This window comes from Streptomyces sp. NPDC050842 (genome assembly GCF_044456565.1).
GTDB lineage: Bacteria > Actinomycetota > Actinomycetes > Streptomycetales > Streptomycetaceae > Streptomyces.
Genome location: NZ_JBITGA010000010.1, coordinates 22,705 through 45,285, shown reverse-complemented (window position 1 = coordinate 45,285; position 22,581 = coordinate 22,705). Strand labels below are relative to the sequence as shown.

Below are 22,581 nucleotides of genomic sequence, written 5' to 3'. Positions count from 1 at the left end.
GACGTACGAGGCTGATCCGATGACCTCGACCGACCGGAACACCAGCCCCGATCGGTCCGCCGGACCCGCGTCCGGCCCGGGCCCCGCCACCGAAACGACCACCGGCACCGGCACCGGCACCGGGACCGGGACCACCGGCACCGGGACCACCGGCACCGGCACCGGCACCGGGACCGGGACCACCGGCACCGGGACCACCGGCACCGGCACCGGGACCAGCGCCGCCGCTCGCGCCGCCGCCCAGCTCCTCGCCTTCGCGCGGCGCCCCTACTGGGACCGCCCCGACCCCTCGTACCGCATCCGCCGCTGGCCCGACCTCACCGCGCTCTGCTTAGCCACCGTCTTCTTCTGGTCCAGCCTCACGCCCTCCCTCGTGCCCCGGCCCTGGTACCTCCAGGGGATCGTCGGCGGCATCACCGCCGTCATCGGCTACGCCCTCGGAGCCGGCCTCGCCTGGCTCTTCCGCGCCCTCGTCCGCCGGCGGCCGGGCGAGCGCGTCCGCACCCGCTGCTGGCAGGCGTACTGGCTGCTCAGCCCGGTCCTCGCCGTCTGGCTCATCTCCGAGAGCGCCCGGATGCAGCGTCAGCTGCGGGTCCTCCAGGGCCTTCCGCCCACCCTCACCTGGCACACACCGATGATCGCGCTGATCGCCCTCGGCCTCCTCCTCGCCGCGCTCCTCGTCGCCCGCTCCGTAAGACTCGGGGCCGCCACCCTGATCCGGCTCCTCGGCAGGCTCCTGCCGCGCCCCGTCGCCTACGCCGTCGGCGCGGCCCTCTCCGCGCTCGTCGTCCTCGTCGGCGTCCGCGACGTCGTCTTCGACCGGGGCGTCGTCGACCTCGCCGACCGCATCGCCGAGGCCACCAACGGCGGCACGAAGGACGGCATCCGGCGCCCCGCGTCCCGCCACGTCTCCGGCGGCCCCGGCTCCCTCATCCCCTGGCAGGACCTCGGCTACCAGGGACGCAACTTCACCGGCTCCACCCCCACCCGCACCGCCCTCACCGCCTGGACCGGACGGCCCGCCCGCGAACCCGTCCGCGTCTACATACCCTCCGCGCTGCCCGCCGCCTTCACGGACGACCGCCCCTTCGCCGCCCAGGCCCGCCTCGCCGTCCGCGAACTCGAACGGACCGGCGCCTTCGACCGGGCCGTCCTCGCCGTCGCCGGGACGACCGGCACCGGCTGGATCGACCCGAACGTCGCCGAGGCCCTGGAGTACATGTACGGCGGCGACACCGCGACCGTCGCCGTCCAGTACTCGTACCTCCCGAGCTGGGTCTCCTTCCTCGTCGACAAGGAGAAGGCGGGGCAGGCCACCCGGGCCCTCCTCGACGCCGTCCGCGCCCGCCTCGCCGACCTCCCCGCCGACCGGCGGCCGAAGCTCGTCGTCACCGGCGAGAGCCTCGGCGCCTACGCCGTCGAAGCCTCCTTCGGCACCGCCGACGCGCTCCTCGCCGGAACCGACGGCGCCCTCCTCATGGGCGCCCCCCACTTCTCCCCGATCTCCCGCGAGATCCGCCGCGACCGCGACCCGGGCAGCCCCGTCTGGCGCCCCGAATACCGCGGCGGCGCCCACATCCGCTTCGCGCAGTTCCCCCGTACCGACCTCGAACGCCCCGCCGCCCGCTGGGAACGGCCGCGCGCGGTCTACCTGCAGAACGCCTCCGACCCCGTCGTCTGGTGGTCGCCCGAACTGCTCCTCGACCGCCCCGAATGGCTCGACGAACCGCTCGGCCCCGACGTCACCCCCGAGATCGGCTGGTTCCCCTTCGTCGCCTTCTGGCAGACCTCCGTCGACATGACCGTCTCCTACGGCGTCGACGCCCCGCACGGCCACCGGTACGGGGCCGGCGCCGTCGACGGCTGGGCGGCGGTCCTGCCGCCACCCGACTGGACCGCCGCCGACACGACCCGCCTGCGCGCCTTCATCCGCCACCGCAAGGCGGCCTACTGAGCGGCGGCCCGTCAGGCCGGCACCGTGAACGCCTGCGTCGTCAGGACCCGTTCGAGCCGCTCCCACAGGCGCTCCGCCGTCGTCTCCAGACGCGCCCGCTCACTCACCGGCAGGGAGAAGCCGACCGCCGAGTGGACCCCGCCCACCGTGATCGGCACGGCCGCGCACACCGAGCCGAGGACGCACTCCTCCCGTTCGAGCGCCGGCGCTCCCCGCCGTATCCCGGCCAGCCGGGTCAGGAGGGCCTCCTCGTCCCGGACCGTGCGCGGGGTCAGCCGGGCCACGGGGCGGCGGACCGGATAGGCGGCGGCGGGCGGTGTCCTGCCGATCAGGCCGGATCAGGATCGGCGAGCGGCTTCGCCTCCGCCGCCGCGCGCACCTCCGAGGCGCCCCGCCGGCCGTGCAGCGAGACGAGCACCGCCGTCGTGACGGCGAGGACCACGAGCGCCGGCAGCGCCGGGACGAGCCCCACGAGCGGACCCGCCGCGAGGCAGCACACCCCGCCGACGGCCAAGGCGGTCGGCCGCCGGCCCGTCGTGCGCAGCACGATCGCGGCGGCGCCCAGCAGGAAGACGCCGACGCCCCCGGGCAGGGACCAGGCGACGACCCCGTGCAGCGGCTCCGCGAGGCCGTAGTGGCCGGTGTCGGCGACCTGCTGGAGGACCTTCTTCATGCCGAGCGCGCAGAGCACGACGCCCGCGACCAGCGGCAGGTGGAGGAAGGTGTACACGTCCCGGGCGAAGCGGGTCCGGTCGTCGCCGTCGAGCCCGCCGAGCCGGTGCTCGGCGGGCTCGCCGAGCTGCCGGAAGTACAGCCGCCACAGCCCGGCCGCGAGCAGCAGCCCGGCGGCCGAGGCGCCGAGGACGGCGAAGGTGAGCGGGAAGCCGGAGACGCCGACGCCCATCGCCACGATGGACTCGCCGAGTGCGATGATCACGATCAGGCCGTGGCGCTCGGCGAAGTGCCCGGGGGAGTTGACCCGCCAGCCGGAGGCGCCGGTGACGTAGATGCCGCCGTAGTCGACGGCCACCGCGCCGATCCACAGCAGGAGTTGGACCCGGCCGCTGTACGCGCTGCCGATCAGCAGCAGCACCAGCGGCGGCAGTACGGACATCAGCGCCGTACGGCGCAGGGTGGCGCGCAGCATCGCGTCCCCGGGGCTGGAGACCCAGTACGAGGTCAGGTGCAGGACGCGCACCACGCCGTAGCAGACGACGAACACCAGCGGGGCCGAGAGTCCGCCGGGCGCGTCCGCGAAGACGTCCGGCACGGCCAGCGACACGATCAGGACGACGGCCATGACGGTGACGAGGACGGCGAACACCCCGCCGGAGTCGGCCCGTACGACATTCCCCAGCCACGCGAAGCAGCACCAGCACCACCAGAGCAGCGCGAGCACGACCATCCCGCCGACCACCCCCACCGGTGACGGGTGCGCCGCCATCAGGGCCGTCACCTGCGTGATCGCGTACACGAACACCAGGTCGAAGAAGAGCTCCGCGGGCGTCACCCGGTGATCGTCACCGGTGGCCACGACGAGAGCCCGTTCCCTGTTCCACGCCATGTGCTGTCTCCCCCTCCGGGAGACCGGTCCCGGCCACCCGGCGCGAAGACTACTCACGCCACGGGCACGACGAAACGGCTGTCCGGAGTCCGGCATTACCTCTCACGTAATCGACCCCTCCCGGGCCGCGCGGCATGCTCATGAACACCGGAACCCGGGCGGCGCACTCCGCTCGGGCTCCGGACCCAGCACGGGCCCTGTCCGACCCTGATCCGCCGGACAGGCCCCAGCCCCAACGTCCCCCATGGAGGGTGATCCGCCATGTCCCAGGCCCTGTTCGCCGGCCTCGCCCGCACCACCCGCCCCCAGACCGCGCTGCGCCGGTTCCTCGCCCTCGACGCCCTCGTCACCGGCGCCAACGGGCTCGCCTACCTGACGGCCTCCGGCCCCCTCGGCGAGCTCCTCGGCATCGACGCGGCCCTCCTGCTCGAACTCGGCGTCCTCCTCACCGCGTACGCCGCCGGCGTCGCCTGGCTCGCGAGCCGCCCGCAGCCCCCGGCCCTCGGCGTCAAGCTCGTCGTCGACGTCAACGTCCTCTGGGCCGTCCTGAGCGTCGTCGCCCTCTTCGCCTGGCTGGAGCCGACCACCGCGGGCCTCCTGTGGACGCCGATGCAGGCCGCCACCGTCGCCGGGTTCGCCCTGCTCCAGTGGACCGCCCTGCGCGCCGTCCCGGCTACTCGCTGACCGCCGCCGCCAGGGACTGGAGGTACGCGACCGTCTCCGCGTCGGCCGGGAGCAGCGTCTCGATGGCCAGCTCGGCGACGGTCACGTCCATCGGCGTGTTGAACGTCGAGATCGACGACACGAACGACAGGATCCGCCCGTCGTGCTCGATCCGCATCGGCAGCGCGATGTACGGATACGGCTCCGCGTCGGGCACGCTCTCCTCCTCCGCGCCCGGCGGCAGCGGATACGCCGCCACCTCCTCGTACAGCTCGCGCAGCGCCTCCGACCGGGCCAGCGCGATCTGCCGCTCCATCTGCGCCAGCAGATGCCCCCGCCACTCCCGCAGGTTCCGGATCCGCGGCGCGAGACCCTCAGGGTGGAGGGTGAGCCGCATCGCGTTCAGCGGCGGGGCCAGCAGATGCTCCGGCAGCCCGCCGAGCAGCAGCCCGATCCCCCGATTGGCCGCCACCACCGTGTACGAGCCGTCCACCACGAACGCCGGATACGGCTCGTACCCCTGCAACAGCCGCTCGATGCCCTCCCGCAGCACCTCCAGGTGCGGGGCGCCGAGCGGCGACTCCGTGTACCGGGGGGCGTAACCGGCGGCCAACAGCAGCGCGTTCCGCTCCCGCACCGGCACGTCCAGGTGCTCGGCGAGCCTGAGGATCATCTCCTCGCTCGGCCGGGAACGGCCCGTCTCCACGAAGGAGATGTGCCGCGCCGACGAATCGGCACGCAGCGCCAGCTCCAGCTGACTCAGTCGCCGCTGCTCACGCCACCCGCGCAACAGCGGCCCTACCCCCGTGTCGCTCACGACAGTTGTCATGGCCAGACGGTATCCCAGAGGGGGACCCGGGTAGCTTCCCCGGGGGACCCCGTCCGCACCGCGCACCACCCCATCGGAGGGAGCACCATCGTGCCCACACAGCCGCTGTCGCAGAAGGAGATCGAGGACCGACTGCGGGAGCTCCCCGGGTGGTCCGTCGAGAGCGACCGTCTCCTCCGCACCTACCGGCTCGGCGACCACTTCGCCGCGACCGCCCTCGTCGTGCACGTGGCCCAGATCCAGCAGGAGCTCGACCACCACTCCGACCTGACCCTCGGCTACAACACCGTGGCCCTGTCCGTGAACACCCACTCCGCAGGCGGGACCGTCACCGAGAAGGACTTCCAGCTCGCCGAACGCGTGGAGGGAATCGCCCCCGGCCACGGCGCCGACTGACCCGCCGGTCCCTTCCCTTCCTTCCGTAGGATCACCGGCATGGCGGACACCATGCTCGACTACGAGGCCGAGGCGGCGCACTACGACCGGACCCGCGGCGGCGTGCCCCGCGCCGAGGCCGCGGCCGAGGCCGTGCTGCGCCTCGTGCCGCCCGGCGCCCGTACGCTCCTCGACCTCGCCTGCGGCACCGGCCTCGTCACCGAGCGCCTCACCAGGGCCGGGCTGCGCGTGTACGGGGCCGACGCCGCCCACGCGATGCTGCGGACGGCCACCGGGCGCCTGCCGGGACGCACCGTCCGCGCCGACGCCCGGCGGCTGCCGCTGCCCGACGCCTCCCTGGACGCGGTCTCCGCCGTCTGGCTGCTGCACCTCGTCCCCTTCGCACCGGAGATCGTCGCCGAGGCCGCCCGTGTGCTGCGCCCCGGCGGTGTCCTGATCGCCACCGTCGACAAGGACGCCGCCCACGACGTCGGCAGCGACATCGACGAGATCCTCCGCCCCCACCGCTCGGAGTCCGGCGCCACCGACCGCTCGGACCTGATCACCCGGCACGCCGCCGCCCACGGCCTCGACCCCGCCCCCGGCACCGACTTCGCCGGCCACGGACAGGGCAGGACCCCGCGCGACACCGTTCGGAAGCTGCGCAGCGGCTACTTCGCCTCCTGGTTCGACGGCGACACGGCGTCCGTCGCCGCACTCGCCGCCGCCCTCACGGCCCTCCCGGACCAGGATCGCCCCCGTGACGACCCTCGCTACCGGCTGGCCCGCTTCGTCAGGCGCGGCTGAACTCCCTCACCCGGCCGGCGATCCTCGTCGGGGTCCGCTCAGGACTTCGGACCGCCCCAGGTCTCCGCCGCGAACGCGGCGAACGAGCGGGGCTCGCGTCCCAGGACCCGCTTCACCCCGTCCGTCGCCGAGGCGTTGTGGCCGTCGAGGAGCGTCGCGAACAGGCCCGCGAGCCACTCGGCCTCCGGCGCCGGGAGGCCGAACCCCGTGAGGAGCCCGGCGTACTCCGCCTCAGGCATCGCCTCGTAGACCACCGGGCGACCCGAGACGCGCGCGATCTCCTCGGCCACCTCCGTGAAGGACACCGGCCGCGGCCCCGTCACCTCGTGCACCCGCCCCGCGTGACCGTCCGCAGTCAGGGTCTCGACGATCACGTCCGCCAGGTCGTCCGCGTCGATGAACGGTTCGAGCGTGTCACCCGCGGGGAAGACCAGCGTCCCCTCCGCGACGCCCTCCGCGAGCAGCCCCTCGGAGAAGTTCTGCGCGAAGAACGAGGCCCTTACGACGGCCAGTTCGACCCCGACGGCCGCCTCCCGCAGTGCCTCCTCCGCCACGACCGCCTCGGGCTCCCCGCGCCCGGACAGCACGGTCATCCGCCGTACGCCGTTCTCCCGCGCGAGGCGGCCGAACTCCCGCATGGCCTCGATCGCGCCGGGAGCGGCGAGGTCCGGGTAGTAGGCCACGTACGCGGAGTCCACGCCCCGCAGCGCCGGGGCCCAGGTCTCCGGGTCCTCCCAGTCGAAGGGAGTCGATCCGGTACGGGACCCGGCGCGGACCGCCACCCCGCGCGCCTTGAGCCGCTCGGCCACGCGCCGCCCGGTCTTGCCGGTGGCGCTCGTCACCAGGATCGTCCGCGGGGTGTCGGTGGTGGCGTTCGTGTCGGTCGTCGTGTTCGTGTGCGTCGTCATGGCTCAAGACTCCCGCCCACGGCCCCCGCCGCCCATGCTCCGCAGTCTCACACCCCTACGCCTGCGTCTCACGTGCTCGCCATCAGCAGCAGGGCCCGGACCGCGCGTCGCGGTCCGGGCCCTGTCCCGTACGGTGCCGCCCCGCGGCGGCGGTGCGTCAGCTCCGGGCGGTGTCGTCGCCCGCCTGCGCTGCGCCCCCGGCTGCCTTCTCGCGCATCTTGCGCACCAGCTCCGCCTTGCGGTCAGCGGCATTCTGGCGGTCGAGGTTGCGGTGCGGACCGTTGTTCTGCCGTTCGGCGCGGGACAGCTTCTTGCGCTGGCCGCCGCCCTGGCCCACGGGGTTGTTGATGTTCTTGCTGTCGGTCACGGGTTCTCCCGGTCGTGATGTGAAGTGATCTACGGATTCATCTGTGAGGGACAGGCGGCGACGTCGAAGAACGTCAGCAGAGGCCCATCACGCTCTCACTCGTGAATCGGCGCCTGGAAGAACATGACAAAGACGTTACCCGGTCCCGTCGGCCCCGCAGACCAACCGTGTCGCCGCCCGGCGTCCGGCCGGGCCTTCGCCGCTCCCTGATCCGGTCCGATCGACAGGACACCCCCTACGCTTGCCGACCATGGACGCACTCGCCGGACTGCTCGACGGGCCCCGCGCCAGGGGCGCCTTCCTCCTCCGCATGATCATGGATCCGCCGTGGTCCGTGCGCATCGAGGACGGCGCCGCGATATGCCTGATGTGCGTCACCGAGGGCGAGGCCTGGCTCGTCCCCGACACCGGCGAACCCGTCCTCCTGAAGCCCGGCGACATCGCCATGGCCCGCGGCCCCGAGCCGTACACCGTCGGCGACGCCCCCGACGCCCCGCCCCGCGCCGTGATCGGCCCGGACGGCGCCTGCACCACCCTCTCCGGGGAGCCGCTCGCGGAGACCATGCGGCTCGGCGTCCGCACCTGGGGCAACGCCCCCGCCGGCCGCAACACGGTCCTCGTCGGCACCTACCGGATGGACGGCGAGGTCGGCCGCCGGCTGCTGGACGCCCTGCCGGGGCTGCTGCACCTGCCCGCCGACGCGTGGAACTGCCCCCTCATGCCCTTCCTCGGGGAGGAGATCGCCCGCGACGAACCCGGCCAGAGCGCCGTCCTCGACCGGGTCCTCGACCTGATGCTCATCGCCGGCGTCCGCGCCTGGTTCTCCCGGCCCGGAGCCCAGGCGCCCGCCTGGTACCAGGCCATGGGCGATCCGGTCGTCGGCCGGGCGCTGCGGCTGCTCCAGAACGACCCCGCCCACCCCTGGACCGTCGCCTCGCTCGCGGCCAAGTCGGGCGTGTCCCGGGCCGCGCTCGCCCGCCGCTTCGCCGAGCTCGTGGGCGAGACCCCGATGGCGTACCTCACGGGCTGGCGGCTCGCGCTCGCCGCCGATCTGCTGCGCGAGACGGACACCACCGTCGAGGCGGTCGCCCGGCAGGTCGGCTACAGCGGCGCGTTCGCCCTGAGCGCCGCCTTCAAGCGGGTACGGGGCGTCAGCCCGCAGGAGCACCGCGCTCGGAGCTGAGCGGAGCGGGCGCCGACGAGATGCGGCCTGGTGCTCTTTGCCGGACCGGCAACATTTCTCGCGTATTTTGCCGCCCCGCCGCACCCTGGAACCATGAGTCAGCACCGCGCATCCCACCCCGGCCACGACCACGACCACGGCCCGAACCACGACCACGGGCAGAACCACGGTCACGGGCAGAACCACGGTCACGGGCCCGGCCACCAGCCCGGCCACGACCACGGCAGCGCCCCTCTGGACTGGAACCAGCTGGCTTCGCACCTGGAGCGGCAGGCCGAGATCGCGAGCTCCGCCTACGCCGAGGCCGCCGCCTGGCTCGGCACCCTCGCCCCCGTCTACGGCGTCCGGCGCGTCCTCGACATCGGCAGCGGCCCCGGCGTCGTCACCGGCCTGCTCGCGGAGGCCTTCCCGGCCGCCGAGACCGTCGCCGTCGACGGCACCCCCGAACTCCTCGTACGGGCCCGCGACCGCGCCGAGGCCCGAGGTCTCGGCGTCCGGGTCTCCACCCTCCACGCCGAACTCCCCGAGGCCATCGGCACCCTCGGCGAGGCCGACCTCGTCTGGGCGGGCAACTCCCTGCACCACATCGGCGACCAGCGGGCCGCGCTCGCGGAGTTCGCCGGCATCCTGCGTCCCGGCGGCCTGATCGCGCTCGTCGAGGGCGGCCTGCCCACCCGCCACCTGCCCTGGCACATCGGCATCGGCCGACCCGGACTCGAAGCCCGTCTCGACGCCGCCCACGCCGACTCGTTCGGCGAGATGCGCGCCGGACTGCCCGGCGCCGTCGACGAACCGGACGACTGGCGGGCACTCCTCGCCTCCGCCGGCCTCACCCCCGCCGGCACCCGCACCTTCCTCACCGACGTCCCCGCGCCCGTCTCCCCGGTCGTGCGGGAGCTGGCCGTCTCCCACTACCAGCGGCTGCGCGAGGGCTTCGGCGACCGGATCGCCCCGGACGACCGCAAGACGCTCGACCGGCTCCTCGACCCGGCCGACGAGAGGTCCCTGCACCACCGCACGGACCTCTTCCACCTCACGGCCCGGACCGTCCACACCGCCCGCAAGGGCTGACGGCCGACCCGGGCCGCGACGTCAGGACACCGGCTCCAACCGCCACCACTGGGAAGGGGAGTCGGTGTCCTCCCACTGGCGTACGGACGCGCCGGCCTCCCGCGAGTCGTCAGCGACCTCCAGGAACAGCCCGCTGACGAAGCTCACGAGGGCCACCGTGCCCGGCGACTGGAGGTCCTGCTCGATGATCCACTCCTGCGCGCCGAAGTTGTTCGGCTTCCACTGCTGGATCAGCGCGCCGTTCTCCGTGGACGCGTTCATGACGTCGAGCCGCTTGCCGCTGGCCGCGTTGACCAGGTGGTAGAGGCCGCCGCCGTTCGGCACGGGCGCGATGTGCCAGTGCTGCCCCGGGGTCCCGCTCTCGGCACCCTGCTGCGCCTTGGCACCACTGCGGCCCGACCCCTCGAAGATCTCCATCAGGAGCCCGCTCGCCACGTTCCGTACCCGGTAGAGGCCTTCCTCGACCGGCCCCGGGGCACCACTCACGGTGCGTTCCCCCTCTTCCACGCGCCGACCTCTCTCACGCGCCGACGTGGAACTCGGCCGGGTCCGGCCCGATGCGGCGGTTCTCGTCGAGGGCGGCGATCGCCGCCAGGTCCTCCGGGTCGAGCGTGAAGTCGAAGACGTCGATGTTCTCGCGGATGCGCGACGGCGTCACCGACTTCGGGATCACCACGTTCCCCAGCTGGAGGTGCCAGCGCAGCACCACCTGGGCCGGCGTCCGCTCGTGCTTCCGGGCGATCGCCACGATCGCCGGAACCTCCAGGAGCCCCTTGCCCTGGCCGAGCGGCGACCACGCCTCCGTCGCGATGCCGTGCCGGGCGTGCGCCTCGCGCGAGGCCGTCTGCTGGAGCTGCGGGTGGAGCTCGATCTGATTGACGGCGGGCACGACGGACGTCTCGCCGATCAGCCGCTCCAGGTGCTCGGGAAGGAAGTTCGAGACGCCGATGGCCCGCGCCCGCCCGTCCGCGTGGATCTTCTCGAGGGCCCGGTACGTGTCGACGTACGCGTCCTTCGACGGCAGCGGCCAGTGGATCAGGTACAGGTCGACGTGGTCGAGGCCCAGCTTGTCGAGCGAGGCGTCGAAGGCGCGCATCGTCGCGTCGTAACCCTGATCGCTGTTCCACACCTTGGTGGTGACGAACAGCTCGTCGCGCGGGATGCCCGAAGCGGCCACGGCCTGCCCGGTGCCCCGCTCGTTCTGGTAGATCGCGGCCGTGTCGATCGAGCGGTAGCCGGCCTCCAGGGCGGCGGCCACGGCCGTCGCGGCCTCGTCGTCCGGCACCTGCCACACGCCGAAGCCCAGCTGCGGCATCGCCACGCCGTTGTTCAGGGTGCGGGAAGGGACCTTGTTGTCCGTGCTCACGTGCGCTCGGTCCTCACATCGTCGGGGGTAATCCCCCGTACAACGATCTCAGTCCTCCTCGCATTCCGCGGCACCCGGAGACATGTTCGGGGACGCGCCGAGATACGCCTCCCGTACGGCCGGGTCGGCCCGTACCTCGGCGGCCGTTCCCTCGGCCAGGACGCGGCCGAGGTCGAGGACCACGACGCGCGAGCACAGCTCCATCACGAACGGCACGTTGTGCTCGACGAGCAGTACCGCGCAGTTCTCCTCCTCGGCCATGTGGCGGACGACGGCGGCGAGTCGGCGGCGCTCGTCGGCGGTCGTCCCGGAGGCGGGTTCGTCGAGGAGGAGCACGCGAGGCGGGTCGGCGAGGGCCCGGGCGAGTTCGACCGTGCGGGCCTGCCCGACCGGCAGCGCGCCGGCGTACGCGTCCGCGAGCGCGTCGAGCCCGCACTCGCGGAGCACCGCGGCGGCCCGCTCGCGGTGGCGTCGCGCCCCCGGCCGCAGCCCGCCCCGCCAGTCCTGGGCCACCACCAGGTTGTCGGTCACCGTCAGCTGCCCGAAGAGCTGCTGGCGCTGGAAGGTCCGGCGGATCCCGTGCCGGGCGCGCCACACGGGGGAGCGGCGCGTGATGTCCTCGTCCGCGAACGTGATGTTCCCGCCGTCGGGCCGCCGGATCCCGGACAGGACGTCGAACAGCGTGGTCTTTCCCGCACCGTTCGGCCCGATGAGGCCGCAGATCTCTCCGGGGCGTACGGAGATGGTCACGTCACGCAGGGCGTGGACGCCGCCGAAGCGGACGTCGACCCCCGCGGCGTGGAGCATCGCACGTGTCATGGGCGGACTCCCGTCCCCAGATAGGCCTCGGCGAGCCGGTCCGTGTCCACGTCGGACCGCGGCCCGGACCAGGCGATCTCGCCCTGCGAGAGGTACGCGACGGTGTCGGCGATGCCGAGCACCTCGGCCGCCTTCTCCTCGACGAGGAGCAGCGCCGTGCCGCTCGCCCGCAGTTCGGTGAGGAGGCGGAAGACCTCGTCCACGACGCGCGGCGCGAGTCCGAGGGAGGGTTCGTCGGCGACGAGGACGGCGGGCGGGCGCTGGAGGAGCGGGGCGAGCGCGAGGAGCTGCTGTTCGCCGCCGGAGAGGGAGCCGGCGGCGACGGAGCGGCGGGCCGCGAGCGCGGGAAAACGCGCGTACACGGCGTCGCGGTCCTCGGGCGTGGGCAGTTGCAGGGCCAGGTTCTCCTCGATGGAGAGTCCGGCGAAGATCCCCCGCCCCTCGGGCGCGAGCCGTACCCCGCGCCGGGCCCGCAGGACGGTGTCGTCCCCGGTGGCGTCCCGGCCCCCCACGTGGATGTGCCCGGCGGACGGCCGGAGCAGGCCGGCGGCGACCCGGCACAGGGTCGACTTCCCGGCCCCGTTGGGCCCGAGCAGCACGAGCACCTCCCCGCCGCGGACCTCCAGTTCGACCCCGTGGACCACCGCCGCGCCCCCGTACCCGGCCCGCACGCCGCGCAACGCGAGCGCGGGCGCGGGCGCGGGCGCGTCGGAGTCGGGCTCCGGTCCCGCCTCGCTCCGCGGGCGGACGACCGTGGTTCCGGCGGGCACTGGCGTCGGGGCCCGACCCTGCACGGGCAGCGGCGCCGAGGCGCTTCCCCGTACCGCCGTCGTCCCCCGGGCGCCCGCCCGTGCGGCCCGTGCCGCTCGCCGCGAGGGGAGCGCCGCGCAGTACCCGTCGGGGTCGTTGGCGAGGGCGAGACCCGCCAGGCCGAACAGGATCACCGGCAGGTGCGCGGACTCCGTCACGTACGTCGCCATCAGATGCGGGACCACCGCGAAGGCCAGCCCCGCCACCACCGCGAACTGCGGGCGCCGTACCCCCGCGGCGACCACGACGGCCAGCCACACCAGACCCGTCATCGCCGTGAAGTCCGTCGCCGTGATCCGGGTGTTGTACGAGGCGTACAGCACGCCTCCGAAGCCCGCGAGGCCCGCCGACACCGTGAAGACCAGGAGCTTCGTGCGGACGACCGACACCCCCGAGGCGGAGGCGGCCTCCGGCGCCGACCGGACCGCGAGCACGGCCCGGCCCCATCGGGAGCCGCGTAGCCAGGTCAGCAGGCACACGACCGCCCCGGACAGCAGGACCAGCGCGACCCCGAGGGCACGGTCGTCGGCGAGGTCCACCGGGCCGAGGACGGGGCGCGGGATCTCCCACCCCGTGTCCCCGTTGCGCAACCACCCCACCTGGAACAGCACGTGGTCCGCCAGGAACGCGAGGGCCAGGGTGGCGAGCGCCAGCGACCGCCCGCCGAGCCGCAGCGCGGGCAGCGCGACCACCGCGCCGAGCAGCGCCGCCGCGGCCGTGCCGACCGCCGCCGCGGCCACGAACGGCCAGCCGTGGCTCATCAGCAGCCCCGCCACCAGCGCCGCTCCCGTCACGAACGTCGCCTGGGCGAGCGACACCATCGCACCGAGGCCGGTGACGACCGTGAACGACATGAAGACGAGCCCGATCGCGAGGCCCTGCGCGAGGATCCCGGACCAGAACGGTGTGGTGACGGTGTAGAAGGCGGTGCCGAGGAGGACGCCCGCGACGACCCACGGGCCCCATCGGCGGCCCCATGGCTTCCCGGCGAGATAGTCGACCGGCGGCGGATCCGCGGCGGCCGTGCCCGCCGCCCGCCCGCGCCGCGCCAGGACGACGAGGCCGCCGAAGAGGATCAGGAACGGCACCGCCGTACGGAACCCGGTGATGTCCTCGGCGAACGACGCGTATCCCGCCACCAGGTTCTGCAGCACCCCGAGTCCGAGCCCGCCCGCGAACGCGAGCGGTACGGAGAGGAAGCGGCCGAGCACCGCCGCGGTCGCGGAGACGAACAGGAACAGCGTGTAGTCGTGCGCGGAGAGGCCGAGGAGCGGGGTCGCCAGGACCCCGGCGAGGCCCGCGAGGCCCGACGACAGCATCCACGCGATCGAGGACAGCCGGTCCGCGCTGATGCCCCGCAGCTCCGTCAGCGAGCGGTTGTCGACGGCGGCCCGCAGCTGGAGCCCGAGCTGGGTGTGCCGCATCAGCAGCCACAGCCCGGCCGCCACGAGCGCCGTCGCGACCCAGGTGATCAACTGGTCGGAGTCGATGCCGACGCCGTCGAGGGGCTGCCAGGACACCGCGGGGCTCGGGCCGACACCCGGCAGCCCGAACTGGTTCTCGGCCGGCTGGACCGGGGCACCGGCCCGCTCCAGGAGCTCGACCGCCCACAGCCCGGCCGCGGGCAGCGCGACGAGCAGGCCGATCGTGGCCACGATCTGCGCCGTCTCGCCGACCCGGGCCAGCTTGCGGAACATCAGCCGGTCCAGGCCCCAGCCCAGCGCCGGCGCGACGACGCACACGAGCAGGAGCGCCGTCGGCACGGCGGGCCAGCCGAAGCCGGAGTGGAGCTCGTAGAAGGCGAGCGCGCACAGGTAGGCGGTGGCCCCGTGCGCGAAGTTGAAGAGCCCGGAGGCGGAGTACGAAAGGACCAGCCCGGTCGCGAGCAGCGCGTACAGCGCGCCCGAGACCAGACCGCTCAGCACGAAGCCCAGCAGGTCACCCACGGTGAGGCGTCCTCATCCGAAGGGGATCGGCGGGTAGCACTTGAACGGCACGGCCACTTCGTAGCGTCCGTTCTTCAGCCGGACGAGCGCTCCGCAGCCGAAGCTCTCCTTCTGGCCCTTGGGTTCGGCCCGGTCGCCGACGAGCGTGCCTGTGTCGGAGAAGCCGTCCGCCGCCTTCTGGAAGGACTCGACGGTCAGGTCCTTGCCCGCCTTCGCGGCGATGGACAGGAAGAGATCGGCCGACATGTAGCCGGTCATCATGTGCATGTTGAGCGGCACGTCCTTCCCGCCCGCCGCCTTCCTGATGTCCGCCTTGAACTGCGTCATGGCGGGGCTGTCCGCCTCGAACGGCTGGAACTGCAGCAGCACATGGACCCCGTCGAGCGCCTGACGCGTCGCGTCCTTCGCGAGCAGCCCGGGGTCGTAGTCGGTCGGGTCGGAGATGACACCCTTGTAGCCGGACCGCTTGAGGGCGGTGAACAGGCCGATGTTGTACGGGGTCTGCATCACGGAGACGACGGCGTCGGGCGCCCGGCCGCCCGGGCCCGAGCGGAGGATCTCCTTCGTGTACGCCGACCAGTCGCTGGGCATGGAGGTCGCGGGCACCGCGGCCTTGGCGTACGCGACCTGGAAGCCGGCGGCCTTGAAGCCTTGGGTGAAGGTGCGCATGCCGAACTTGCCCGCGTCGTTGTCGCCGGCGATCAGCGCGACCGACTTGCCGCGCGCGCCGCCGAGGACGGTGGCGAGCCCCTCCGGCCAGGTCTGGTTGAGGGTGCCGCCCGGGGTCGGGACGAGGCAGCCGTTGAAGCCGTAGAGGTACTTCGGGCCGCAGAACGAGGGGAGCGTGCCCCAGCCGACGGTGGGCACCTTCTGGCCGTCGAGGAAGTCGGCTCCGGCGAAGGTGACCGAGCTCATGGGGGAGACGGCGAAGACCTCGTCCTGCTGGACGAGCTTGCGGGCCGCCGCCAGGTTCCTGGCCGGGTCCTGGCCGTCGTCCTCGGCGCCCAGGTAGTCGATCCTGCGCCCGTTGACACCGCCTTCGGCGTTGGCCCGGTCGTAGCGCGCCTTGGCGCCGAGATCGGTGTCCTTCTTGGAGTAGCCGCTCGCGGTGGTCATGGAGACGATGCCGCCGACCTTGATCGCGTCGGCGGTGACTCCGCGCGCGGAGCCGCCGGGGGATCCGGGGGTGCCGGGCTTGTTCGAATCCCCTCCGGTCGAGGCCGAGTTGCAGGCTGTAGCGAGGAGCAGGGCCGCTGCTGCGGCGGCGAGGGTGCGGATCGGTCGCAGGGTGCGGTTCGGTCGCAACACGGTCGGTCGTCCCTCCGTCGGGTGACCGCATTCTGTGACCGAGCTGATGAACCGTCAATAACTGACGCAACGTCAATTGATGGCGCGTCAGAAACCAGTGACCTTCGCTCCGGTCAGCCGTACGGCTCGCGCCGACCGGCCGTACAGCGGCCCCCGATCAGCCCGTACACCCGGCCCCGATCAGCCCGTAGAGCTCGCCCCGATCAGCCGTACAGCGCCTCGACCTCCGCCGCGTACGCCCGCTCGATCGCCTTCCGCTTCAGCTTCAGCGACGGGGTCAGCAGCCCGTGCTCCTCGCTGAAGGGATGCGCCAGGATCCGGAACGTACGGATCGACTCCGCCTGCGAGACCAGCGTGTTGGCCGCCACCACGCCACGCCGGATCTCCGTCTCCAGGGACGGATCGCGCACCAGCTCGGCCGGCGAGAGCGGCGCCCGCCCCTGCATCGCGAGCCAGTGCTCCACCGCCTCCTGGTCGATCGTCACCAGCGCGGCGATATACGGCCGGTCGTTGCCGACGACGATGCACTGGGCGATCAGCGGATGCGCCCGCACCCGCTCCTCCAGACCCGTCGGCGCGACGCTCTTGCCGCCCGAGGTCACCAGGATCTCCTTCTTCCGCCCGGTGATCGTCAGATAGCCGTCCTCGTCGAGCGAGCCCAGGTCACCGGTGGCGAGCCAGCCGTCGTTGAGGACGGCGGATGTCGACCGCGGATCGTTCAGGTAGCCGGAGAACACCTGCCCGCCGTGCAGCCACACCTCTCCGTCCTCCGCGATGTGCACCGTCGTCCCCGGGACCGGCTGCCCGACCGTGCCGTACCGGGTCCGCTCCGGCGGGTTCGCGGTGGCCGCCGCGGACGACTCCGTCAGCCCGTACCCCTCGAAGACCGTGATCCCGGCGCCCGCGAAGAACAGGCCCTGCCGGCGGGCCATCGCCGAACCACCCGACATCGCGTGCCGCATCCGCCCGCCCAGCGCGGCCCGGATCTTCCCGTACACCGTCTTCTCGAAGAACTGGTGCTGCACGCGCAGCGCCGCCGACGGCCCCGGGCCCGTGCCGAACGCCTTCTGCTCCAGCGCCTCCGCGTACGCGACCGCCACCTCCACGGCCTTGTCGAAGGGAGCAACCCGCCCGTCGCTCTCCGCCTTGCGCCGGGCCGCGTGGAAGACCTTCTCGAAGACGTACGGGACGGCGAGGACGAAACTCGGCCGGAACGCCGCCAGGTCCGGCAGCAGCTCCGCGGCCGCCATCACCGGCTGGTGCCCGAGCTTCACCCCGGCCCGGACCGCCGCCACCTCCACCATCCGCCCGAAGACGTGCGCCAGCGGCAGGAACAGCAGGGTCGACGCCTGCTCCCCGGGCCGGGACCGGAAGACCGGGTCCCAGCGGCCGGTCAGCATGTCCGACTCGAACATGAAGTTGGCGTGGGTGATCACACAGCCCTTCGGGCGGCCCGTCGTCCCCGACGTGTAGATGACCGTGGCCACCGACTCGGGCGTCACCGCCCGCCGGTGCCGCTGCACGACGTCCTCGTCGATCTCCGTGCCGGCCGCCGTCAGCTCCGCCACGGCCCCCGCCCCCGAGTCCAGCTGCCACAGCCGCTGGAGCCGGGGGAGCCGGTCGATCACCGACCCGATCGTCATCGCGTGGTCCTCGTGCTCCACCACGCACGCCGTGACCTCGGCGTCGTGCAGCATCCAGAAGACCTGCTCGGCGGAGGACGTCGGATACACCGGCACGGGCTGCGCGCCCAGCGTCCACAGCGCGAAGTCGAAGAGCGTCCACTCGTAGCGCGTACGGGACATGATCGCGACCCGGTCGCCGAACCGCACACCCTGCGCGATCAGCCCCTTGGCGAGCCCGAGGACCTCGTCCCGGAACCGCGCGGCCGTCACGTCCCGCCACTCCCCGTCCCGGCCCTTGCGGCCGAACGCCACCCGGTCCGGATCAGCCACGGCGTGATCGAACACGGCGTCCGCCAGACCGCCGACCTGAGGCGCCGCCGCGACGGGCGGCACGGTGAACTCGCGCACTGGCCTGCTCCTCCCTCGTCGGCTCGACGGCTCCGTCGGCTCGTCGGCTCGACGGCTCCGCGACTCGCTGGCTCGGTGGCTGAAAGGGACCGCTGTCGCGCTCCGTACGGCGCGGGTGACGGTACCCCACCGGCCTGCCCGGCGGGAGGGCCTTCACCAAGCCGGGACATTCCGCGTTCCCACAGGTCAGGGCGGGTGGGAGGAGCAAGTCGCGGGTACGGCGGCTGGGTTGCGGACCGCTCGGTACATCCGCCCGGCGCGAATCTCCACGGAATCTGTACCCCCTGCTCACGGAGGCTCTCCGAGACCCCGGCTCAGCGGAGCCGGGCCCGGCGACTCAGCGCGGCCGGGCCCCGCATCTCAGCGCGGCGGGCCCCGCATCTCAGGGGAGCCGGCCCCGCAGCTCAGCGCGGCCATGCCCGGCATCTCAGCGGAGCCGCCCCGCGGCTCAGCGCGGCCGGTGCAGTCGGTCGCCGCCCGCCAGGATCGCCTCCGCCAGCGCGTCCGCCGCCTCCTGCGCCGCCCCGCCCCGCCGCCCCCGGAGCAGGACGAACCCGACCTCGCCCAGCTCCGGAAGCCCCGCGCGGGCCGGCACCGGGACGAGTCCCTCCGGCACCAGGCCCCGCGTGTGCGCCATCACCCCGAGCCCCGCCCGGGCCGCCGCGACGTTCGCGCTCAGGCTGGAACTCGTACACGCGATCCGCCACGCCCGGCCCTGCGCCTGCAACGCCTCCAGCGCCCGCGCCCGCGTGATCCCCGGCGGCGGGAACAGGATGAGCGGCACCGGACGGTCCGGCTCGACCCGCAGCCCCGGCGCGCCGATCCAGATCAGCGAGTCCTGCCACACGAGCCGCCCCTCGCTCTCCTCACCCTCCTCGCCACGCCGCTTCGCCAGGATCAGATCCAGCCGGCCCGCCGCCAGCCGCGCCTGGAGCGTCCCCGAAAGCTCGACCGTCAGCTCCAGGTCGACCTCGGGATGCTCACGCCGGAAGGACTCCAGGATCTCCGGCAGCCGGGTCGTCACGAAGTCCTCCGACGCCCCGAAACGCAGCCGCCCCCGCAACCGCGTCCCCCCGAAGAAGGCCGCCGCCCGCTCGTGCGCCTGGAGGATCGCCCGCGCGAAACCGAGCATCGCCTCGCCGTCGTCCGTCAGCTCCACGCTGTGCGTGTCCCGAGAGAAGAGAGGACGCCCCGTCGCCTCCTCCAGACGCCGGACGTGCTGGCTGACCGTCGACTGCCGCACACCGAGCCGGCGCGCGGCCTGCGTGAAACTCAGCGTCTGGGCCACGGCGAGGAACGTGCGGAGCTGCGTCGGTTCGTACACGGGGACGACGGTACGCCTCTGTCATCATGAACCGCGATGACAGTCAGAGCGCTGTACGGGATTCCCGATCACCGCCCTCTGGACCAGGATGGAAGCACCCCCGCACTCCACAGAGCTGAAGCCCCATGAACCGCCGCATGACCCGTCCTGCCCCGCGCCTGCCGTCCTGGCTCCCCGTCGACGCGTACATCCTGGCGCTGCTCGGCACCGTCGCCCTCGCCGCGCTCCTCCCCGCGTCCGGTACCGCCGCCACCGTCGCGGAAGCCGCGTCGACCGGCGCCGTGGCACTGCTCTTCTTCCTCTACGGGGCCCGCCTCTCCACCCGCGAGGCGCTCGACGGCCTCCGGCACTGGCGGCTCCACCTCACCGTCCTCGGCAGCACCTTCCTGCTCTTCCCGCTCCTCGGGCTCGCCGCACGAGGCCTCGTACCCACCGTGCTCACCCCGCAGCTCTACAGCGGACTGCTCTTCCTCTGCCTCGTGCCCTCCACCATCCAGTCCTCCATCACCTTCACCTCGATCGCCCGCGGCAACGTCCCCGCCGCGATCTGCGCGGGCTCCTTCTCCTCCCTCGCCGGCATCGTCCTGACCCCGCTCCTCGCGGCCCTCCTCCTCGGCGGCAGCACGGTCCTCGGCGGCGGCACGGGCGGCCTCTCCGCCGACGCCCTCCTCAAGATCGTGCTCCAGCTCCTCGCGCCCTTCCTGGCCGGGCAGCTCCTGCGCCGCTGGTGGAATGTCAGGGGCCGCGCGCAGCGCGTCGAGCAGGGTGGTGGCGGGCGACGGGTGGGCAGCTTCCTCGTCCGCCACAAGAAGGCCCTCGGGCACGTCGACCGGAGCTCGATCCTCCTCGTCGTCTACACCGCCTTCAGCCAGGGCATGGTCGCCGGCGTCTGGCACCTGGTGACCCCCGCGCGCCTCGGGCTGCTCCTCGCCGTCGAGGCCGTCCTGCTCGCCGTGATGCTCGCACTGACCTGGTACGGAGCGAAGCGCCTCGGCTTCGACCGGGCCGACCGCGTCGCGATCCAGTTCGCCGGCTCGAAGAAGAGCCTCGCCGCCGGACTGCCGATGGCCAGCGTCCTCTTCGGCGCACACGCCTCACTCGCCGTACTCCCGCTGATGCTGTTCCACCAGATGCAGCTGATGGTCTGCGCGGTCATCGCCAAGCGCCGCTCCCACGACCCGCAGGACGCGGTTCCGGCCGCCCCCACCCCGCACCCCGCACGCATCGGCCGGATCACACCCCCACCCGCCCCACGATGATCATCCGGGCCGCTACGGTGCTCCCATGCCCTCACTCGATCCCGGCCGCACCGCGCTCGTCCTCGTCGACCTGATGGAGCGCATCGTCGCGCTGCCCCTCGCCCCCCGCCCCGGCACCGACGTCCTCGCCGCCGCGGCCCGGCTCGCCGACACCTTCCGGGCCGCCGGAGCACCCGTCGTCCACATCCGCGTCGAACGGCCGAACGTCGCCACCCAGCCGCCCGGCAGCGAGCTCGTCCCGGACCTCGTCGAGGACGACGACCACGTCGTCATCAAGCGCACCATCGGCGGATTCCACGACACCGGACTCCACGAACTGCTCACGGGATCCGGCGCCACCACCCTCGTCCTCGGCGGCATCGCCACGAACCTCGGCGTCGAGTCCACCGCCCGCGCCGCCTGCGACCTCGGCTACGACCTCGTCTTCGCCGAGGACGCCATGACCGCCCTCACCGCCGACGAGCACCGGGCCTCCGTCGAGCTCGACTTCCCCCGCCTCGGCACCGTCGCACCCGTCTCGGCGATCACCCTGGACGGCCCCGAGTGACACCCGTCCCGATACGGTACGGGGCCCGCCCCTGCTCCCTCGTCGTCTGCCGGGGCTGCTGCTGCGGCGACGCCCGCAAGAACCCCGGCACCGACCACGACGCCCAGCTCGCCCGGCTCCGCGAGGCCGCCGCGGCCTCCGGCGGCCGCCTTGCCGTCCGTACGAGCGACTGCCTCGGCCCCTGCGCCCAGGCCAATATCGTCGTCGTCCAGCCCTCCACCGAGGGCCGCCGGCGCGGCGGACGGGCCGCCTGGATCGGCTTCACCCTCGACGAGGACTGCCTCGACGACATCCTGGCCTGGACGGCGGCCGGCGGCCCCGGCATCGCGAAGCCCCCGGCCACCCTCACCCTCCAGATGATCGACCCGCCGAAGAACTGACCGCGGTCGCTACACGGCGATCCGGTGCTCGCCCGCGTACACGTTCATGTCCGGCCCGCGCAGGAAGCCGACGAGGGTCAGACCCGTCTCGGCGGCCAGGTCCACGGCGAGCGAGGACGGCGCGGAGACGGCGGCGAGCACCGGTATCCCCGCCATCACCGCCTTCTGCGCCAGCTCGAACGAAGCCCGCCCCGACACCAGCAGCACCGCCCGCTCCAGCGGCAGCATGCCCTCCCGCAGCGCCCGCCCCACCAGCTTGTCCACGGCGTTGTGGCGGCCCACGTCCTCCTTCACGTCGAGCAGCTCGCCGCCCTCCGCGAACAGCGCCGCCGCGTGCAGCCCGCCCGTCGAGTCGAAGACCCGCTGCGCGGACCGCAACCGCTCGGGCAGGAGCGACAGCAGCGCGGGAGCGAGCCGTACGGGGGGAGTGTCGGCGATCGGGAAGCGCGCCGTGGTGCGTACCGCGTCCAGGCTGGCCTTCCCGCACAGCCCGCACGACGACGTCGTGTAGACGTTCCGCTCCAGACTGATGTCGGGGACGACCACGTCCGGCGCCAGCTGCACGTCCACCACGTTGTACGTGTTCCGGCCGTCGTCCGTGGCCCCCGCGCAGTACACGATGTTCCGCACGTCCGACGCGGCGGCGAGAACACCCTCGCTGACGAGGAAGCCCGCCGCGAGCGCGAAGTCGTCCCCCGGGGTACGCATGGTGATCGCGATCGGCTTGCCGTTCAGCCGGATCTCCAGCGGCTCCTCGGCCACCAGGGTGTCGGGCCGCGTGTTCACCGCCCCACCGCGGATCCGCATGACACGCCGCCGCTCGGTGACCCGTCCCATCGTGATCGCACTCGATTCTCTCGTGTGGAAGGCCGTGGAGCCGCGAAAACGCGACGGAAACGGCCCTGACGGGGCCATTCTCCGTCACCGGGGGCCCGTACCCCACCGAGGTCCTTGTCATGGTCGGCCAAGCGGTACGGGTGAATGTTGGTGGTTTACGTCACCTGTTACCCATGAGTCGCTGGCAAGACTGGGGGGTCCTGCCGGACGAACGAACCACCGAGGGGGTCC

The 22,581-nt window shown here is 73.3% G+C and carries 22 protein-coding genes; 9 read left to right on the top strand and 13 right to left on the bottom strand.

The genetic code is table 11. From position 1 onward, the window contains the following. The first annotated feature begins 19 nt into the window (after window positions 1-19). Window positions 20-1,954, top strand: coding sequence for an alpha/beta hydrolase (locus ACIBG6_RS30030; protein WP_399225830.1), 1,935 nt, complete (start codon window positions 20-22; stop codon window positions 1,952-1,954). An 11-nt stretch (window positions 1,955-1,965) separates the two neighbouring features. Here the strand turns inward: ACIBG6_RS30030 and ACIBG6_RS30025 are convergent, their stop codons facing one another. Together ACIBG6_RS30025 and ACIBG6_RS30020 are read right to left on the bottom strand one after the other, a co-directional pair. Next, window positions 1,966-2,283 carry an IclR family transcriptional regulator C-terminal domain-containing protein gene (locus ACIBG6_RS30025; RefSeq protein WP_399226084.1) on the bottom strand — a complete coding sequence of 106 codons (318 nt, stop codon included), beginning with the start codon at window positions 2,281-2,283 and terminating at the stop codon, window positions 1,966-1,968. Then, the gene (locus ACIBG6_RS30020) at window positions 2,283-3,518 is read right to left on the bottom strand and encodes a low temperature requirement protein A (RefSeq protein ID WP_399225829.1); all 1,236 of its coding nucleotides are present in this window, start codon (window positions 3,516-3,518) and stop codon (window positions 2,283-2,285) included. The genes ACIBG6_RS30025 and ACIBG6_RS30020 overlap by 1 nt, the downstream gene beginning before the upstream one ends. Window positions 3,519-3,779: 261 nt before the next feature. Here ACIBG6_RS30020 and ACIBG6_RS30015 point away from each other — a divergent pair, with 261 nt between their 5' ends. Continuing rightward, window positions 3,780-4,202, top strand: coding sequence for a hypothetical protein (locus ACIBG6_RS30015; RefSeq protein WP_399225828.1), 423 nt, complete (start codon window positions 3,780-3,782; stop codon window positions 4,200-4,202). Here ACIBG6_RS30015 and ACIBG6_RS30010 read toward each other — a convergent pair. After that, window positions 4,192-5,010, bottom strand: coding sequence for a helix-turn-helix domain-containing protein (locus tag ACIBG6_RS30010; protein WP_399225827.1), 819 nt, complete (start codon window positions 5,008-5,010; stop codon window positions 4,192-4,194). The two genes, ACIBG6_RS30015 and ACIBG6_RS30010, sit on opposite strands and share 11 nt — an antisense overlap. A 90-nt stretch (window positions 5,011-5,100) precedes the next feature. Here ACIBG6_RS30010 and ACIBG6_RS30005 point away from each other — a divergent pair, with 90 nt between their 5' ends. Together ACIBG6_RS30005 and ACIBG6_RS30000 are read left to right on the top strand one after the other, a co-directional pair. Then, window positions 5,101-5,406 (top strand): 4a-hydroxytetrahydrobiopterin dehydratase, encoded by a 306-nt coding sequence (locus ACIBG6_RS30005; RefSeq protein ID WP_317600719.1) that lies wholly within the window; start codon window positions 5,101-5,103, stop codon window positions 5,404-5,406. 51 nt (window positions 5,407-5,457) lie between these two features. After that, on the top strand, window positions 5,458-6,192 hold the full coding sequence (locus ACIBG6_RS30000; RefSeq protein ID WP_399226083.1) for a class I SAM-dependent methyltransferase: 735 nt from the start codon (window positions 5,458-5,460) through the stop codon (window positions 6,190-6,192). 38 nt (window positions 6,193-6,230) lie between these two features. Here the strand turns inward: ACIBG6_RS30000 and ACIBG6_RS29995 are convergent, their stop codons facing one another. Both ACIBG6_RS29995 and ACIBG6_RS29990 read right to left on the bottom strand, forming a co-directional pair. Beyond that, on the bottom strand, window positions 6,231-7,100 hold the full coding sequence (locus ACIBG6_RS29995) for an NmrA family transcriptional regulator (RefSeq protein WP_399225826.1): 870 nt from the start codon (window positions 7,098-7,100) through the stop codon (window positions 6,231-6,233). A gap of 157 nt (window positions 7,101-7,257) precedes the next feature. Beyond that, entirely contained in the window at window positions 7,258-7,467 is a 210-nt protein-coding gene (locus ACIBG6_RS29990; protein WP_399225825.1) for a DUF6243 family protein, read from the bottom strand. 250 nt (window positions 7,468-7,717) lie between these two features. Between ACIBG6_RS29990 and ACIBG6_RS29985 the strand changes: the two genes are divergently transcribed. Beyond that, window positions 7,718-8,650, top strand: coding sequence for a cupin domain-containing protein (locus ACIBG6_RS29985; protein ID WP_399225824.1), 933 nt, complete (start codon window positions 7,718-7,720; stop codon window positions 8,648-8,650). A gap of 93 nt (window positions 8,651-8,743) precedes the next feature. Beyond that, window positions 8,744-9,721: a class I SAM-dependent methyltransferase gene (locus tag ACIBG6_RS29980; RefSeq protein ID WP_399225823.1), complete on the top strand. Its 978-nt coding sequence runs from the start codon at window positions 8,744-8,746 to the stop codon at window positions 9,719-9,721. A 21-nt stretch (window positions 9,722-9,742) separates the two neighbouring features. On the opposite strand, the gene ACIBG6_RS29975 is transcribed toward ACIBG6_RS29980, so the two are convergent. The 7 genes from ACIBG6_RS29975 to ACIBG6_RS29945 all read right to left on the bottom strand — a co-directional run bounded on the left by ACIBG6_RS29975 (window position 9,743) and on the right by ACIBG6_RS29945 (window position 19,327). Continuing rightward, window positions 9,743-10,207 carry an RICIN domain-containing protein gene (locus ACIBG6_RS29975; protein ID WP_399225822.1) on the bottom strand — a complete coding sequence of 155 codons (465 nt, stop codon included), beginning with the start codon at window positions 10,205-10,207 and terminating at the stop codon, window positions 9,743-9,745. A 34-nt stretch (window positions 10,208-10,241) separates the two neighbouring features. Continuing rightward, window positions 10,242-11,036 (bottom strand): aldo/keto reductase, encoded by a 795-nt coding sequence (locus tag ACIBG6_RS29970; protein WP_399226082.1) that lies wholly within the window; start codon window positions 11,034-11,036, stop codon window positions 10,242-10,244. 99 nt (window positions 11,037-11,135) lie between these two features. After that, on the bottom strand, window positions 11,136-11,906 hold the full coding sequence (locus tag ACIBG6_RS29965; RefSeq protein ID WP_399225821.1) for an ABC transporter ATP-binding protein: 771 nt from the start codon (window positions 11,904-11,906) through the stop codon (window positions 11,136-11,138). Further along, entirely contained in the window at window positions 11,903-14,662 is a 2,760-nt protein-coding gene (locus ACIBG6_RS29960) for an ATP-binding cassette domain-containing protein (RefSeq protein ID WP_399225820.1), read from the bottom strand. The genes ACIBG6_RS29965 and ACIBG6_RS29960 overlap by 4 nt, the downstream gene beginning before the upstream one ends. Before the next feature lie 12 nt (window positions 14,663-14,674). Further along, window positions 14,675-15,970 carry an ABC transporter substrate-binding protein gene (locus ACIBG6_RS29955; RefSeq protein WP_399225819.1) on the bottom strand — a complete coding sequence of 432 codons (1,296 nt, stop codon included), beginning with the start codon at window positions 15,968-15,970 and terminating at the stop codon, window positions 14,675-14,677. A 203-nt stretch (window positions 15,971-16,173) separates the two neighbouring features. Continuing rightward, window positions 16,174-18,003 (bottom strand): AMP-dependent synthetase/ligase, encoded by a 1,830-nt coding sequence (locus tag ACIBG6_RS29950; RefSeq protein WP_399225818.1) that lies wholly within the window; start codon window positions 18,001-18,003, stop codon window positions 16,174-16,176. Window positions 18,004-18,451: 448 nt separating this feature from the next. Further along, window positions 18,452-19,327 carry a LysR substrate-binding domain-containing protein gene (locus tag ACIBG6_RS29945; protein WP_399225817.1) on the bottom strand — a complete coding sequence of 292 codons (876 nt, stop codon included), beginning with the start codon at window positions 19,325-19,327 and terminating at the stop codon, window positions 18,452-18,454. A 137-nt stretch (window positions 19,328-19,464) separates the two neighbouring features. Here ACIBG6_RS29945 and ACIBG6_RS29940 point away from each other — a divergent pair, with 137 nt between their 5' ends. The 3 genes from ACIBG6_RS29940 to ACIBG6_RS29930 are packed head-to-tail and all read left to right on the top strand — an operon-like array spanning window position 19,465 to window position 21,513. Beyond that, window positions 19,465-20,586 carry a bile acid:sodium symporter family protein gene (locus ACIBG6_RS29940; RefSeq protein WP_399225816.1) on the top strand — a complete coding sequence of 374 codons (1,122 nt, stop codon included), beginning with the start codon at window positions 19,465-19,467 and terminating at the stop codon, window positions 20,584-20,586. Between the two features lie 25 nt (window positions 20,587-20,611). Then, window positions 20,612-21,133, top strand: a complete 522-nt coding sequence (locus ACIBG6_RS29935) for an isochorismatase family protein (RefSeq protein WP_399225815.1) — start codon at window positions 20,612-20,614, stop codon at window positions 21,131-21,133. Continuing rightward, complete coding sequence (locus tag ACIBG6_RS29930; RefSeq protein WP_056647137.1) at window positions 21,130-21,513, top strand: hypothetical protein; 384 nt, start codon at window positions 21,130-21,132, stop codon at window positions 21,511-21,513. The genes ACIBG6_RS29935 and ACIBG6_RS29930 overlap by 4 nt, the downstream gene beginning before the upstream one ends. Before the next feature lie 9 nt (window positions 21,514-21,522). Here ACIBG6_RS29930 and fdhD read toward each other — a convergent pair whose 3' ends face one another. Next, complete coding sequence (gene fdhD, locus ACIBG6_RS29925) at window positions 21,523-22,350, bottom strand: formate dehydrogenase accessory sulfurtransferase FdhD (protein ID WP_399225813.1); 828 nt, start codon at window positions 22,348-22,350, stop codon at window positions 21,523-21,525. Window positions 22,351-22,581 lie beyond the last annotated feature (231 nt).